Consider the following 15,115-nt stretch of genomic DNA (forward strand, 5'->3'; position numbering starts at 1 on the left):
TTCCAGATCCGTAACCGCCGACTGTGGACGGCTTCCTGGCCCTGTAGTCACCGCGCAAGAAACGGTGCCCGTTCCCCATCGGGGAGCGGGCACCGTTCGTCGTCGTAAGACCAGCGGGGCAGCAGCTACAGCCCCAGGCCCTCCTCCGTGGGGCGCTGGTCATAAGACGTACGAGCTGTCTCCGGTGATCGGCTTGCCGTGGAGGTTCCACTGCCGGGAGTGCCACGACCGGCTGTGGGAGCTCCGGGGAAGTTGATCCGCATCCGCTTCTTCAACGCCTCCAACTCCGGGTCCAAAGTCGGTTGCGGTGTCTCCTCTCCGCGCATCGCACGGTCGATGCGTTCCACCTCCCACCGGGCCGCATCCAGGGCCTCCTGGTGCTTGAAGGGGACGTCCAGTGCGGCCCGGGCGTCGGCAACTTCCTGGTGCGCGGCCGCCAACCGGGTCTCCCTTTTGGTCACTTCCTCGGGCAGCTTCAGCACCTGGTTCTCCAACCGTTGGATCATGCCCACACTCGGATTCAACGATGTCGCCCGGGTGACTTCCACCGCCACCCCGGGGGCATCATCAATGCGCAACTCCACCGGGGATGCACTCAGATCAGCCAGGTTCCCAGACCGCTGCACCACCCGAATGTCGTGGCCACCAATCCGTGCCGCGACCCCCAGGTCGACCTCCCCAGCACGGGGCGGCCGCGCGGTCGCATGCACCCCGGCCCACCGTTGCCACGCCTCAGCGGCCTCGGTGCGCTTCTCCACGGTGGCTCCGTCGATGGTCATGCGGAACTTCTCCCCGCCCAACTCATCGGTGGTGCGCTGCGCGGCCGCCCGCAGCACCGGCAGCTCGCGCTCCAGTGCCTCCGCACGCGAGAGAGCCGCGTCCTTGCGGAACACCAACGAGGACTGGTTGCGGTGCCAGGCCCGGTTCAGCCGCTCCAACCGCGCGAGCTCCTGGTCGGCTTTCGACTTCTCCAGGATCAGCGGATTACCACTGGAAATGGCTTTGACCTCCGCGAAGGACAACGTGTTGTCCCCGACGTCCTCGATCTCCCGCACGTCCAACCGGCCGCGCATGATCTGGTCGATGAACTTCGACTTCCGCTCCAGCGTCTGCCACATAAAGGTGTCGAACGACCCCTTCGTGACTACCTGCGAGATCGCGACCTCCGGGTTCTGATTACCCTGCCGGATGATGCGCCCGTGCCGCTGGGCGATGTCCGCCGGACGCCACGGGGCGTCCATGTCCACCAGGTGCACCGCCCGCGCCTGGATGTTGGTACCCACCCCCATCTTCTGAGTCGAGCCCATCAGCACGGCGATGTCACCCGAGCGGGCAGCGGAGAACAGCCGCCCCTTCTCGGCATCGTTCTTCGCCTCATGCATGAACCGGATCTTCTCCGCCGGAATGCCCCGCTGCACCAGCTGATCCTTCAGCTCGTCGTAGACGTTCCACTTCTCCGTCGACGGGGTGCTTTGGTCGCAGAACACGATCTGCAACGCACCCCGGGTCGGATGCTCCTCGCCGCTGGCCGGATCCAAGAACACGTCGTCCTGATGCTCTTGGTGCACCCGGGCAATCAGATCCGCGGTCACACTGACCTTGTTCTCCGAGACAACCGATCCCAGCTCGGGATCCACCAGGCGCATGTCCAGGGCCGCTTTGCGGCCGTCGGAGCTGACCTTGAGCATGTTGTCCTCGTGCCGATCCACCAGCCGCGCCTGGATGGCCTCAGCGCGGCGCCCAATGTCCTCGATGTAGTCCTGCAGCTCAGCCGATGCTTCCACCGGGACCATGCGTGGCAGGCGCGCCCCGTCGTCTCTCTGCACCAATTCCGGGGTGGGCAGTTGCAGGTCTTCGGCGGTTTTCACGTCGGCGAAGGTGTGGAACATCTTCAGCAGCTCGGGCACGTTCTGGAACTTCGCGAACCGCTCCTTGAGCTTGAAGTTGTCCCCGCCGGCCACCGACAGTTCCATCTCGGTCACCACCTGACCGAAGGTCGCCGCCCACGAGTCGAAGTCGTGGATCCCGGCCCGCTCCAACAGCTCCGGGCCCAGGTAGCGCTGCATCACGTACATCTCGGTGACCGAGTTGGCGATCGGGGTCGCGGTCGCCCCGGTCATCACACGGTCTCCGTGCTTGGCCCGCAGGTACTCGACCTTCATATGCAGGTCAGTGGCCCTGCCAGACCCCGGATCAATGGCCGCGTCTTGGATGTTCGACGGCGTGGAGAGGTTCTTGAAGTCGTGGAGCTCGTCCACCACGAGGTAGTCGATGCCGGTCTGCTCGAAGGTGATCCCCGGATCGGTGACCCGATCCATCTTCTCCTTCAGCTTCTCTTCTTTCGCCTGCAACCGGGCTTCCATGCGCTTGATCGACATGGTGTCCGCCCCGCTGGCGGCTGCCCGTTCATTGGCGGCTTCCAGCTCGGCTCGCTGACGACCGATTTCAGAGAGGTTGTAGGCGTTTTTCGACTCAGGGGACAGCTCGATGCGCTCAAACGCGGTGCGGGTCATGATGATCCCGTCCCAGTCACTAGCTGCTGCGCGGGCGACGAACACCCGCCGCTTCTCGCCTTTCAGATCAGCCGAGGAGGCGGCGAGGATCTGCGCCTGGGGGTAGAGCTGCAGCCACTCCCGGGTGAACTGCTCGAGCATGTGGTTGGGCACCACCACGACCGGTTTACGGGCCATCCCCAGCCGGCGCAGCTCCATCGCACCCATCACCATCTCGGCGGTCTTGCCCGCCCCCACCTCGTGGAACAGCCCCACCGAGGGCTCCGAGAGCATCCGCGCCACCGCCGCCCGCTGGTGGGGCCGCGGGGTGAAGTCCTTGACCAGCCCCGGGAAGCTCAACCGCTCCCCCTCCACGGTGTAGTCACGCAGCACAATGGAGTTGAACCGCCGGTTGTACTCATCCACCAGCCCCGCCGCCCGCGCCGGGTCCTCCCACACCCACTCACTGAACCGCTCCTGCATCAGCGCCGCCTTCTCCTGGGCGGCGGTGGTCTCGGTGGCGTTCACCACCCGGCGATTACCCTCGGGGTCAGTCGGGTCCGGGTCGGTGACCTGCACCCGGCGCTGCTCGGCCAGGTTCTTGAAGATGTCCCCGGCGGCCATCCGCTCGGTGCCCCAGTCGTTGCGGGCAGCGAAGACATGGCGGCTGGCCTTCACGTCCCAGTTCGCACCACTGATCCGGTCCACCCGGGCGGAGGGGTCCTTGATGATGTGGCGCAGGAACTGCTCGTGGATCCGAGGGGACACCCACACCGCCCCGATCCGGGCCTCGATCTCATCGGCTCCCAGCGGGGCCGGCAGCACAGCCTCCAGGGCTGCAACGTTGGCGTGGAACCGCTCATCGGCGGCTGCCGCGGCGCGGGCCGTGTCCAGCTTCTCGCGCACGTCCCCGGACAGGTACTCCGCACGGGTCTCGAAGACCCCCTCCTCCCCGGGCACCTCATAGACCAGTCCTCCCAGGGACTCCCGCGCCCCGGCCTCATCGGTGCCCAGCAGGGCCGCGACATGGGCCAGGTCCACGGCGCCGACCGTGTCCAGGGCGACGGCCAGGGCCTCATCAGCGGTGTCCACCCCGAGCACGGGCCGGCGCGGCTGCACCTGCCGCTGCGACAGCAGACCAGCCGGAGCCGCAGTGCCGGTGCCCTCGTCGAAGTGCTCCAGGGCCAGCACGAGCGGCCCGAACGGATCATCCCCCAGCAGAGCCACCGCCGGTGGGGTGATGCGGGCCAGGATCTCCTCACCGGCCTCATTGGTGCGCCCGGTGCGGCGTTCGGTGAACCGGTTGATCGGCCCGAAGCGATCCGCATAGGCCCGGTAGCTGGCCGCCAGTTGAGCCCTCAAAGCGTCCAGCTCCGGGGTGTCCTCGACGTTGGCGGCCTCCATGGTCAGTACGGCACGGGCTTCGTCCCGCAGGCCCAGCAAGGCCCGCAGCTCCCCGTGCCGGGTACGTGCCACCTTCAGCGGCGCGTGCACCTTCTCGATCGTGACCTGGGTGAAGCCTTCCGCACCGCGATCGGTGATGTGCCCGATCTGCTCCTGCTCCCCCGCCGGGATCAAGGCAGCGACCTCGAGCTCCTGCTCGCCACTACGCTCGGCCATTCCACGCCCAGCCGACACAGCCTGCTCCGTGATCTCCGCCAGCTGCTCGCGCAGCCGGGCCCCCGTGGCTGTCAGGTCCTCCGCGCGCACGGTCAGAGTGGCAGAGCCGTACATCCCGTTACCGATCATCGGCTCACCGAGCACCCGGGCGGGGTGGGCAAGGAAGTATGCGTTCATCCGCCCCTGCGCCCCATTCAGTTCGACCGGGGCGGTCTCCACCCACCCCTGATCCAACGGCTCCTCCTCGGGCAGACGGCGGCGGAAGATCAGCACGTCGGTCAGCGCGTCCGTGCCGGCGGCACGCCGGTGGGCGCCGGTGGGCAGACGGACCGCTCCGAGCAGATCAGCGCTCTGCGCCATCTCCCGGCGCGCCGCGGGATTCTGCGCATCCAGGGTGAAGGCGCTGGAGAGCACCCCGACCAGCCCACCGGGCCGCGTCAGAGCCAAGGATTTGAGGATGAAGTGGTTGTGCATCGAATGCCCGGCCGCGTTGTGCCGCGGGTCGTGCAGCGTGTTCCGCGAGAAGGGAACGTTGCCCACCGCCGCGTCGAAGACCCCACCGGGCATCCGGGTGTCCGCGAACGACTCCGTACGGATGGTGGCTTCCGGGTAGAGGGCCTGGGAGATCGCCGCGGTCACCGGGTCCAGCTCCACCCCGGTCATCTGCGCCCCCTCCGGGGCCAGCCCGATGAAAGTACCGGCACCGGAGCCGGGCTCCAGCACCCGCCCACCCTGGAACCCCAGGTCCGTGAGGGCGCCCCAAACCTCGCTGGCGATCGCCGGATCGGTGTAGTGAGCGTTGATAACCGTCCGGCGCGCGGCCGCGTACTCGGTCGCATCCAACAGCTCGCGCAGCTCCGCCCGGTCGGCCTCGTACTCAGCACGGGACTCGTCGAAGATCTCCGCGACCCCGGTCGCACCCCAGGACCCCCACCGGGCCAACGTGGCGCGCTCAGCATCGGTTGCGGCCCGCTCTTCGCCCTGCAGGGTGCGCAGCACGCGCAGCGCGGCGAGGTTGGCCCGGAAGCGTGCCTGGGCCCCAGAGGGGGCCAGATCGTCCTGGGCGCGGGGGACGAAACGCCCCGGACCCTCAGAAGCAGCCGGGATTACGCCTGTTCGGCGTCCTTCCGGGCCACCTCGTCCCAGTACTCCCGGTCCTCCCGGTTCAGCTGCTCCATGACCCGCAGCATCTGAGCCACCCCGGTCTCCTCCTCGTCGTCCTCCTCCGGCTCCTGCTGCACCGACGGATCCGGGGTCAGCATCTCGGCGCGCACGATCTCCTCGGCCTGCATCTTCGACGCGTTCAACCGCCCCACCTTCTCCAAGTAGGTCTCCCCCACCGGGTCCGGGCCGGCCAGCTCCATCATCAGCTCGCCCACCCGCTGGGTCGCCTCCTCCCCCAGCCTCTCGAACCACGCCTCCGGATCCGGGATCAGGGCGTACTCCGCCGGCGCGGTCGTCCTCCACACTTCCTGAGCGAACTTGCCGTACGTATTCATCACGAACCTCCTCGGGTTCCGGGAAGAGAAAGGCATCAATGCTCAACTGCCCCTCGACTTGTTTCCTCTTGCGGGCTCGGGCCATGGGGGTCTCCTGAGTGCGATCGGGAAGCTTCCACACACGCTACCCAGCCACACCAGAGCCTTCCTCGCGAACACGCATAAGCTAGCTCGCAGTATGTTGATATGTCAACATCAGGAGAACTCACTAGCTACTGGCACGACCAGCATGGAACCGACCCGACCACAAGGGGCAACCACTCCCCAACACTGGCGTTGGCGTCGGATAGCGTGGACCAAAGGATCTTCACCAAGGCAAAGGAATAATGTGGCATACGATCTGGAAACCATGCTCGTCGTAGGGGTCGCCTCAAGTGCACTTTTTGACTTGTCGAATGCCGACGCCGTGTTTAGAGAGCACGGCGAAGCGAAATATCGCGAGTATCAAGAGGAACATATTGCGAATCCTCTAGAGACAGGGGTGGCTTTTCCGTTTATCAAACGCCTTCTTTCGCTTAACAATCTCTCACAAAACAAAACGCCACTCGTCGAAGTTATTATACTTTCGCGCAACGACCCGGAGACGGGCCTTCGTGTTATGCGATCCGTAGCCCATCACGACTTACCCATTTCGCGCGCGATCTTCACGCAGGGACGCTCTCCCTTTAAGTACATGGGCGCTCTCAACATGTCCTTGTTCTTGTCCCAGAACGAGCAAGACGTTCGCACCGCAATAAGAATGGGATTTGCCGCTGGTCAGGTACTGGGATTGCCCGCAGCTGACCCGAAGGGCACAGACCTAAGAATCGCATTCGACTTTGACGGCGTCCTCGCTGATGACTCATCAGAGCGTGTCATGCAAGCCGAGGGCTTACCGGCTTTCCACGCACATGAAACAGAACACCTCGAAGAACCCCTACCCGAGGGTAGACTGTCCGAGTTCCTCCGCGGCATCAATCGAATTCAGGACATCGAAGAGACGCTTGTTGAAGCCCAGCCGGACTACAACCGCCGGGTACACGTTGCCATCGTTACAGCCCGCAACGCTCCATCGCACGAGCGCGTAGTGAAGACCCTTCAGTCATGGGGTGTTCGCGTGAATGACGCATTTTTCCTCGGTGGCATCGAGAAGGCAAAAGTGCTGCGCGTGCTCAATCCCCACATATTCTTTGATGATCAGCTGGGACATCTTGAAGGCGCGGCCGATGAGATCCCAAGCGTGCATGTTCCATTCGGGGTGGTGAACGAGGTGGGGCGGATGGAACTCGAAGAGCTCCCGACGAGTTAGTCATGCCCTGCTCATCTGCCTGGTAACCGGAGATGGAGCGATTCGCTTCGACAGCAAGTAATGAACGGCGGCATCTTGCAAGGACCCCGCATCGTGACGCCGCTAACGCAAAAACCGCCATGAGTTCATGGCCCATATCCCGCCATATGTAAACCAAACGGCCTCATGCTGGCCGTGCGCCGAGGTGATTCCGTCCCCACTTGTGCGGAACAGCACGCAAGCATGTATTTGCATAGCTAAACTCGTGTTCGGATGGGTGGGGGCCCGGCGTCACTGCTGTTCCTGCACCCGGCGGACCGACCCACATCCTGCAGCTGACCGCACCGGCCGCGCTGCCCGTCACCTCCGGAAGGCAGCTGCCGTGGCCACGACTCTCCAAGAACGTTTGGGCGATCGCCACAACCGTCTCAACGCCATTCGTCTGGTCCTGGCATCCGTGGTCATCGTCGGCCACGCCTGGCCCCTGACCGGCGCCGACGGACCCAGCCTCGAACTGCTCTCCGACGTGGCCGTCAACGGCTTCTTCGTCCTCAGCGGCTACCTCATCGCCGAGAGCAGGACGCGGACCCGGCTCGTGCCGTACCTCTGGCGACGGTTCCTGCGCATCTACCCCGCCTTCCTCGTGAGCCTGCTCGTGGTGGCCGCCGTCTTCGCCCCACTCGCGGCTGCACTCGAGGTCAAACCACTCGACCTCGCCTCCGCCGCCGGCTTTGTGCTGAGCAACGCCGACCTGAAGATGTCGCAGTGGGGCATCGATGGGACCCTGACCGCGGTCCCGGCCCCGGACTCGTGGAATGGCTCGCTCTGGACGCTGTTCTACGAGGCTCTCGCCTACGTCCTGATCGGTCTCGTCCTCAGTCTCGCGGTCGCGGCGCGGCACGCCCGGTGGGTGCTCCCGGCGATGTTCCTCGCCGTGCTCGTCCTTCGGCCCCTGCTCGAGGGACCGCTGGAGGTCACAACCAACCTCTACCTCAATGGCGCCCGGCTGGTGGGCTACTTCCTGGCGGGCGCGGCGGTCTGGGCCTGGGCGGGCACCTGGCGCCCCACCTGGGTGCACGTCGCGGGGGCGGGGGTCGTCTACGCCGTGCTGACGGATCAGGGCTGGGCGGACCTGTACGGGCAGCTGCCGCTTGCCGTGCTGCTCCTCGGCCTCGGCGCCACCCCGTCCCGCAACTGGACCACGCGTACGGACCTCTCCTACGGCGTCTACATCTACGCGTACCCGGTGCAGCAGCTCCTCGTCCTGCTCGGCACCGCGTCGTGGGGAATCGCCGTCAACTCCGTGCTCGTCCTCTTCCTGACGCTGCCCCTGGCGCTGCTGTCCTGGAGGCTTGTGGAGAAGCCCGCCCTGCGGGCCAAGACGTGGCTGGATCCCCGCGACCGTCCCGACCGGCGCGTCCCCTCCCCCATCGCAGAGGACCCCCACGCCGGGGCCGTGCCGGGCCTCCGTCCGCACTGACCCGGCCAAGACGCCCACGTCCTGGTGGTGCGCCCACCCCTGGGCCCGGGGGACCCTTGCCACAACATCGCCTCGCGGGCATTGGCCGATATCCGGACATCTGTATAGCGCAGGACGTCCACCCGCCCCGTCGCCGCAAGAGGAAGATGTGGGGTGGCCTCAGCATGTGGGGCGCTTCGAGGGGATCCCCTACTGCACGCGCTGGTGCAGCAGATGATGAAGGCATCAGCGTTCAATTGCTGCGCCAGTGTCAGGACGTGTTTCTGAGACTTGCTCTCAAAGTTGGCTGAACCCACTCTGGGGACCAGGCGGGTCCATGAGTGGTTGGGCGTGGAGTGACGTTGTTCTGCCGGGACGATTTGGGGTTTGATCCGGTGGTGGGTGCGCTGCCGGCCTAGGGTCGTAAGCCCAGTTGGCGGAAGCGTTCCAAGGTGTCTTCCAGGCCCCAGGCCTTGGCGATCAGACCGTTGCGGAAGGTGAAGAAGTACACCTCGTCGATGTTCTCGAAGCGCCGTCCTGTGGGCGCGTGACCGCGCCACTCACCAAGGTGAGTGCCGGAGCAGCGGAACCGGGCTGCCACGGTTTTCCCGTCGCTGACCAGCTGCACAATCTGCATGCGGGTGTCAGGGAAGGCGGCACGGAATGGGGCGATCCAGCGTCGGGCGACCCGCGCCATGGCCGGGGTGTAGAGCTGATCCAGGGCCTCCAGGCTCCCGCCGACCAGGACCTCCTCAACCAGGCGGGTGATCACGTCGTCATGTGTTGACGGCGCGGGGTCATTAGGGGCGGGCATGGTGTGTCCTCCAGCCAGGTGGAAGGTAGGTGTGCCGCCACCCTACAAAGGCGCCTCACGGAGGTGCCCGAGATGCTGGCGTCGACGGCTCGGAGTTACGCGGCGGCAGTCACCGGGGACGGGTCGAGTTCGGGCAATACCCGGGGAATGAGGCGGACGAAAATCACCATGCCGATCAGCTCGACCAGGGTCTGGGTCACCACCACCAGCGGCGCCAAGGACAGGGAGGCCGGCAGGGCCAGAGCCAGAGGCAGCACGACCAGGGAGTTGCGGGTGGCCCCGGTGAACACCAGCGCCCGGGCGGAGCGCACGTCCAGCCGCGCGGCCCGAGCAGCGAGCATCCCGATGGGGACCATCACCACCAAGAACGCCACGTAGAGCGGCACCACCGCCACCAGCGCCCCGAACTGCTCCCCCACCGCCCGCACCTGGGAGGCGATGACGGTGAACAGGGTCGCCATCATCAGCGGCACCATGCCCGCGGCCATCAGCCCTTCCACCCCCCGGACCGCAACGGCCCGGGGGGCGGCCCACTGCACGGCCGCGGCCGCGGTCAGCGGGATGACGATGAGCACCACGAAGGCCTCCACGAACGGGGCCAGCTCCACCAGTGCGACCGTCTGCGCCCCGGCGAAAGCCCACAGGTACACCGGCAGCAGCAGCATCTGGGCGAGCATCAGCAACGGCGCCGCGGCCAACAGCCGGTCGCTGGCTCCACCGGCCAGACCGGAGAAGACGATCACATAGTCCACACACGGGGCCAGCAGCACCAGCAGCACCCCCAGCAACAGCGCCTCGTTGCCGGCCACGAACCGGGACAGGCCAAAGACGACGACGGGGACGATCACGAAGTTGAGCACCATCACCGCGCCCAAAAACCGCAGATCGGCGAAGGCCCGGCCGATGGCGGTGAAGGGCACGGCCAGGAACGTGGCGAACAGCAACAAGCCCAGCACCGGGTTGATCGCCGCCTCCAGGGAGGGGGCCCCCGGGATCCACCACCCGGCCGCGAGACCGGCGGCGATCGCCACGACATAGAGGGCGATCTGGTGCCGCTCCATCCAGTCCACTGCCGTTAAGTCGTTCACCTGTTCACCCTAGAGCGTCACCCGCACGGCCGGACCCGGCAAGGGGCAATCAGTCGTCATCGTCCTCCTCGACGAGCTCGCCCTCCCAAGCCTCCCTGCCTTCCATGATGGCGAAAGCTGCAATGACGAACCCGGCCACCGGATCCATCCAGGCCGCACCGGTCAGGGCGTAGACGATCAGCCCAGCCAGGGTGGAAACCGACAGCAGCACGCAGATCTTCGTCTCGGCGGCATCAGCGAGGATGAGGTTGTCACCTAGGGCAGTGCCGACTTTCTTCTTCGCGGCGGCCAGCACCGGCATGATGATCAGCGAGATCACCAGGATGATGATGCTTACTGGGGAAGACTCCGGGGCCTCGCCCTCGATCAAGGAGCGGATGCCTTCGTAGGTGACGTAGGCGGCGAGAATGAAGAAGGTCACGGCTACCAGGCGCAGGGCGATTTTCTCCTTATGCTCGTCGGTCTCGCCGTGGCGTAACCGTGCGGACAGGCGTAGGGCAACCAGCACCGCGGCGATGGACTCGATGCCGGAGTCGATGCCAAAGCCGACCACCGAGACCAGCCCGGCCATAAGGCCGGCGGTGACGGCGATGATGCCTTCAATGACGTTGTAGCCGACGGTGAACTGGGCCAGGCGCAGGCCGCGACGAGTGAGGGCTTCGGTCTCCGTGGGTGAAAGGGCGGCGGGGGTGCTCATCGGGCTTCCTCCGTGGCATCTTCGGCAAGGATCGTGCCGTAGGTGGGGCACAGGACGACCTTCGACCCGGTGGCCGCCAGCAGAGTCTCGGCAGTGGCCAGCAGGTCCATCAGCTCCGGGCGAGTTAGGGCGTAGAAGGTCTGCCGGCCCTCGGTGCGCCCGGCCACCAGCCCGCACTCACGCAAGCAGGACACATGGGCCGAGACGGTGGACTGGGCCATGCCGGTCTCCTCCACCAGATCCCGCACCCGTGCCTCGCCTTCGGCCAGACGGGCCACGATGGTCAGGCGAGTGGGATCGGACAGGGAATGGAACAAGGCCACGGCAGGGTTCAGGTTGGTCGCACAACTATTGTTCGTCATAGGCCGATGTTATCTGCCCAAGGGGATGAATCGTATATTGACGATGTAATTTTGGTCGCCGCGGTTCTACGGTTTAACCGGCGGCCGCCCTGCGCCATAGGTCTCAGGTTGCCGGTCCGCCAACGAGGAAGGCGAGTCCGGTGATGGGTTGCTGCAACGCGATGGGCATGGGTGTGGGCCTGTGGCCACTGTCGCTTCTCGTGGGGATCCTGTTGATCGGCGTGCTGGTGGTCGTGCTGATGCGCAACGGCGCGGTCATCATCGATCGCCTCAACGGGTTGGGGTCCGGTGGTAACGGTCGCCACGCCCGAGGGATTCTGCAGGAGCGTTATGCCCGCGGGGAGACTTCCACCGAGGAGTACCGGGAACGGCTGCACACGTTGAGGGAGGACAACCCTACGCGCTGAGTCTGGACAGACCGCGACCCCGGTGCCCCTTGCATGGGGGCGCCGGGGCCGGGCACGTATCAGAGGCCGGTGAAGGCGGTGAAGAAGCGGAAGAACACCGAGGCGGCCACGGCCACGTAGGTGATGGCCACCAGCGTCCAGGCCCACTCGGCGGCGAAGCGCACCAGCCCCGCGGGGGCGGGGATGATGCCGTGGACCAGGTTGCGCACGGTGAGCAGGATGGTCAGCGGGATCATCGCCGCCCAGACGATCATGCAGTACAGGCAGAGGATGTAGATCGAGAACAGCGCCTGGGACCACAGCCAGGTAACAAACACCGCCCCGGCGGTGACCCCGGCCTGCAACCCGACCCAGTACCAGCGCCCGAACCGCGCCCCGGAGAGGGCCGCCATGGCGGTGGTGATGACCACGGCGAAGGCCACGATCCCGATCAGCGGGTTGGGGAAGCCGAACAGTTCCGACTGCCAGGTGCCCATGACCTGCCCGCAGGACACCCACGGGTTGATGTCGCAACTGGTGACGTGGTTCGGGTCCCGGTAAAGCTCCAGGCGCTCGAGGACCAGGATCGCGGAGGCGATCCAGCCGATCACCCCGGTGACCAGCACGAGGATCGCAAAGGGGCGGTGGCGGGCGAAGCCGGGCAGGTGTGCCTCGGCTGCCGGGCCGGCATCGGGGTGGCCGGTGGTGGTCGTGGTGGATTTAGCCATGGTGGGTGTCCTTGACGATTCCGTTGTCGATGTCGGGGGTGGCGGGGTGGTGTCCTCGGGCCAGAACGGCCAGGGCCGCGGCCAGCAGGGGCAGGGCCCCGGTCAGGAGGATGGAGCTGGCCGCGGACTGTTGATCCGCCAGCGGGGAGGGCCCCCAGTCCCTTCCCAGCCCGGAGAACCACTCCGGTTGGACCATCATCGGGGACAGGGCGATGGCCGCCGCCCAGGCCCCAAGGGCGCCGGGGACCGCGACCAGGGTCAGCGCCCGGGTGTGCACCGCGGCCCGGTCGCGCGGTGGGCTCAGCACGGTGGCGGCGAAGATCAGGCCTAGGGCTATGGCGGTGGTGTTCATCAGTTCGTGGCCGACGTGGGTGTGCAGGGCCAGGGCGAAGACGGGGGTGTAGTAGGAGACACCGAGCCCGGCCAGGACCAGGATCGCGGCCGGGACCGGGCGGGCCAGCAACACCCCGGCCCGGGAGGTGCGCCACCGGGTGGTGAGTTCGCGCCACCCGGTGGATCCGTCGGTGCGGGCCGGCACCAGGGCTGCCGCCAGGCGGCCGGGGGCTCCGGCGATCAGCAGCAGCGGCACCGGGAAGGCCAGCAGCAGGTGGGCGGTGGTGTGGATGCTGAACAGGATCGGGGCGTAGATGGCCATCGCCCCGCAGGTGACATAGACCAGCAGCACCAGCCCGGCCAGGAACGCGACCGTGCGCGCGGCCGGCCACGGCGTCCCGGCCCGGTGCAGGCGCCGCACCCCGGCCAGGTAGAGGACTGCGGCGAGGATCGCCACGGCGATCCACAGCCAGTCGAACCGCCACTGGGTGAACCACTCGGTGGCGCTCAGTGGTGGGGGCAGCAGGTAGCCGGTGAGTATCTCGGCGTCGGTGATGTCCGGTTCCCGTTCCCGGGGCACCGGGGTGGGGGTGCGCCCCAGGGCGACACCCAGGGCCATCACCGCGCAGAGAATCAAGGCCTCCACGGTGATCAACCGCCACACCCGCCCCAGGGCCGGGGGCCTGGCGGTGATGGCCCGGCGGTTGAGGTATCCGAGCACCCCCAGGGCGAGGGTGGCGATCGTTTTGGCGATCACCAGGGCCCCGTAACCAGAATCCAGTCCGTCCCATCCCCCGATCCGGTAGACGGTATTGATGACCCCCGAGACGGTCACCAGGACGAAGGCCGCCCCGGCCAGGGCCGAGAAACGCACCAGCACACGGTGCGTGGACTGCTGACCGGCGTGCCGGGTGGTCAGCAGCGGGGTGAGCAGGGCGAGCACGATGATCCCGCCGGTCCAGATCCCGGCCCCCAGCAGGTGCAGGGCCAAGGCGTTGACGGCCCCGTTGTGGTCATCGACCCCGGCCACGTGCCCCAGCTGGGACAACGGCACGACGGCGGCCAGGGCCACCACGGTGGTGGCGGCCACCAGTTGCGGGGAGCGAGCGAGCACCGCCAGGGTAGTGGTGAGGGCGGCCATCACCGCGGTCACCGCCCACGCCTGACCGGGAATCAGGCGCGTCACGTAGTAACCCAGTTGCCCGGTGAATTCGGGCGAGCCCGAGACGGGGGTCCCGATGGTGTCGGCGTAGCTGAGCACGATGATCGCCACCGCGGCCAGGGTCCACACTGCGGCTGCGGCCGCGGTCACCGTCATGGCCCGGGCGAAGGCCGGGTGCTCAACCCTGGGCCTGCCTGCGCCGGTGGCCGGGATGGACCGGGGCACCACGGTGGTGGCGAAGACCAGCCCGGCCCAGGTGATGGACATGGCCAGATGGTGCACGGTCGTGGCCGTCGGCAACCCCCAGCGCACCAGGATCCCGGGATCGAGTACGTCCCGGGCCCTAGTGGCCCCGGAGGAGCCCAGGGCGAGCCACAGCACCGCGAGGCTCACCAGTCCGACGCCGATAACAGCAGCGGGGACGGCACCCCGGCGCCGCCCCGTCTCTGGCGGAGCCGGGGTCGACGAGACGGGCGGTGGGGTCGTGGTGCGCGATGGAGTGGCCATCGGGTCAGTCTGTGGCTGCGGTCTCGACAGCAGCCCGGAAGTCTTCCAGGGTCTCGGGGTTGAGCACTTCTCCGTCGAGGTAGAACGTCGGGGTCCCGGCCACGCCCAGGGCTTCACCGTCAGCGACATCGAGCTTGACCCGCTCTTCGGTGGCCGGGTCGGCCACCGCGGCGTCGAAAGCGGCCATGTCCAGGCCGAGGCCCTCGGCGAAGCCGCGGAAGAGCGCGCTCTGGTCCTCGGCGGACTCTCCCCAGTCGGCCTGGGTCTCGAACATGCGCTGGTACATCGCCTCGTATTGTCCCTGCTGGGCGGCGGCCTCCACGGCCACCGCGGCGTTGACGGAGTTGCGGTGGCCCGGCAGCGGGAAATACCGGTGCACGAAGGTCACGGTGTCGGCGTACTCGTCCCGCAGCTCCTCGATGAAGGGGTAGGCGGCCCGGCAGGCTTCACACTCGTAGTCCAAAAACTCCACCAGCACCGCTTGCTCATTCGGGGCCTTCGAGAGTACCCGACTGTTCTCCCGCACGAGTTGCCCGGCGTCCTCGGGTACTTCCGGGGTGGAACTGGCACGGGCCACCAGGATGGGAATGGCCACGGCAGCCACGACGGCGACCAGCAGGATCCACACGATGATCTTGGCCCTGGAGGGTTTGCGCTGGGAGGTGGGCGTGCTGGCGGTGGTGCTCACAAGGGGTTTCCGT

General features: G+C 66.9%; 12 protein-coding genes. 3 read left to right on the top strand and 9 right to left on the bottom strand.

Going from position 1 to position 15,115, the window contains the following annotated elements; translation table 11 throughout:
• Positions 1-125 precede the first annotated feature (125 nt).
• Positions 126-5,111, bottom strand: a complete 4,986-nt coding sequence (locus GMA12_RS16285; protein ID WP_370831884.1) for a helicase-like domain-containing protein — start codon at positions 5,109-5,111, stop codon at positions 126-128.
• A 107-nt stretch (positions 5,112-5,218) separates the two neighbouring features.
• Positions 5,219-5,611 (bottom strand): TnpV protein, encoded by a 393-nt coding sequence (locus tag GMA12_RS19075; protein ID WP_240898911.1) that lies wholly within the window; start codon positions 5,609-5,611, stop codon positions 5,219-5,221.
• 328 nt (positions 5,612-5,939) lie between these two features.
• Between GMA12_RS19075 and GMA12_RS16290 the strand changes: the two genes are divergently transcribed.
• Both GMA12_RS16290 and GMA12_RS16295 read left to right on the top strand, forming a co-directional pair.
• Entirely contained in the window at positions 5,940-6,899 is a 960-nt protein-coding gene (locus GMA12_RS16290; RefSeq protein ID WP_370831887.1) for a 5'-nucleotidase, read from the top strand.
• 385 nt (positions 6,900-7,284) lie between these two features.
• The gene (locus tag GMA12_RS16295; RefSeq protein WP_162459972.1) at positions 7,285-8,358 is read left to right on the top strand and encodes an acyltransferase family protein; all 1,074 of its coding nucleotides are present in this window, start codon (positions 7,285-7,287) and stop codon (positions 8,356-8,358) included.
• A 394-nt stretch (positions 8,359-8,752) separates the two neighbouring features.
• Here the strand turns inward: GMA12_RS16295 and GMA12_RS19080 are convergent, their stop codons facing one another.
• The 4 genes from GMA12_RS19080 to GMA12_RS16315 form a co-directional block, all read right to left on the bottom strand.
• Positions 8,753-9,109, bottom strand: coding sequence for an ester cyclase (locus tag GMA12_RS19080; protein WP_206064722.1), 357 nt, complete (start codon positions 9,107-9,109; stop codon positions 8,753-8,755).
• 137 nt (positions 9,110-9,246) lie between these two features.
• Positions 9,247-10,212, bottom strand: coding sequence for an arsenic resistance protein (locus GMA12_RS16305; protein ID WP_156270579.1), 966 nt, complete (start codon positions 10,210-10,212; stop codon positions 9,247-9,249).
• Between the two features lie 76 nt (positions 10,213-10,288).
• Entirely contained in the window at positions 10,289-10,936 is a 648-nt protein-coding gene (locus tag GMA12_RS16310; protein WP_156270563.1) for a cation efflux transmembrane domain-containing protein, read from the bottom strand.
• Entirely contained in the window at positions 10,933-11,298 is a 366-nt protein-coding gene (locus GMA12_RS16315) for an ArsR/SmtB family transcription factor (RefSeq protein WP_156270564.1), read from the bottom strand. Before GMA12_RS16315 ends, GMA12_RS16310 begins: the two co-directional genes overlap by 4 nt.
• Before the next feature lie 143 nt (positions 11,299-11,441).
• Between GMA12_RS16315 and GMA12_RS16320 the strand changes: the two genes are divergently transcribed.
• Positions 11,442-11,705 carry an SHOCT domain-containing protein gene (locus GMA12_RS16320; protein ID WP_156270580.1) on the top strand — a complete coding sequence of 88 codons (264 nt, stop codon included), beginning with the start codon at positions 11,442-11,444 and terminating at the stop codon, positions 11,703-11,705.
• A 59-nt stretch (positions 11,706-11,764) separates the two neighbouring features.
• Here GMA12_RS16320 and GMA12_RS16325 read toward each other — a convergent pair whose 3' ends face one another.
• The 3 genes from GMA12_RS16325 to GMA12_RS16335 all read right to left on the bottom strand — a co-directional run bounded on the left by GMA12_RS16325 (position 11,765) and on the right by GMA12_RS16335 (position 15,102).
• A complete protein-coding gene (locus GMA12_RS16325; RefSeq protein WP_156270565.1) occupies positions 11,765-12,412 on the bottom strand; it encodes a vitamin K epoxide reductase family protein in 648 nt (215 codons plus the stop codon).
• Positions 12,405-14,300 carry a bifunctional copper resistance protein CopD/cytochrome c oxidase assembly protein gene (locus GMA12_RS16330; RefSeq protein ID WP_162459973.1) on the bottom strand — a complete coding sequence of 632 codons (1,896 nt, stop codon included), beginning with the start codon at positions 14,298-14,300 and terminating at the stop codon, positions 12,405-12,407. Before GMA12_RS16330 ends, GMA12_RS16325 begins: the two co-directional genes overlap by 8 nt.
• Before the next feature lie 118 nt (positions 14,301-14,418).
• The gene (locus GMA12_RS16335) at positions 14,419-15,102 is read right to left on the bottom strand and encodes a DsbA family protein (protein WP_162459974.1); all 684 of its coding nucleotides are present in this window, start codon (positions 15,100-15,102) and stop codon (positions 14,419-14,421) included.
• Positions 15,103-15,115: the final 13 nt, after the last annotated feature.

The sequence above is a fragment of the Kocuria sediminis genome (genome assembly GCF_009735315.1).
GTDB classification, from domain to species: Bacteria; Actinomycetota; Actinomycetes; order Actinomycetales; family Micrococcaceae; genus Kocuria; species Kocuria turfanensis.

Bases quoted from the DNA above. Each gene is read 5' to 3' on its own strand.
- GMA12_RS16325 (WP_156270565.1), bottom strand. From the start codon at position 12,412: ATGGCTAAATCCACCACGACCACCACCGGCCACCCCGATGCCGGCCCG.
- GMA12_RS16305 (WP_156270579.1), bottom strand. From the start codon at position 10,212: ATGGAGCGGCACCAGATCGCCCTCTATGTCGTGGCGATCGCCGCCGGT.
- GMA12_RS16310 (WP_156270563.1), bottom strand. From the start codon at position 10,936: ATGAGCACCCCCGCCGCCCTTTCACCCACGGAGACCGAAGCCCTCACT.
- GMA12_RS16315 (WP_156270564.1), bottom strand. From the start codon at position 11,298: ATGACGAACAATAGTTGTGCGACCAACCTGAACCCTGCCGTGGCCTTG.
- GMA12_RS16320 (WP_156270580.1), top strand. From the start codon at position 11,442: ATGGGTTGCTGCAACGCGATGGGCATGGGTGTGGGCCTGTGGCCACTG.
- GMA12_RS19075 (WP_240898911.1), bottom strand. From the start codon at position 5,611: ATGAATACGTACGGCAAGTTCGCTCAGGAAGTGTGGAGGACGACCGCG.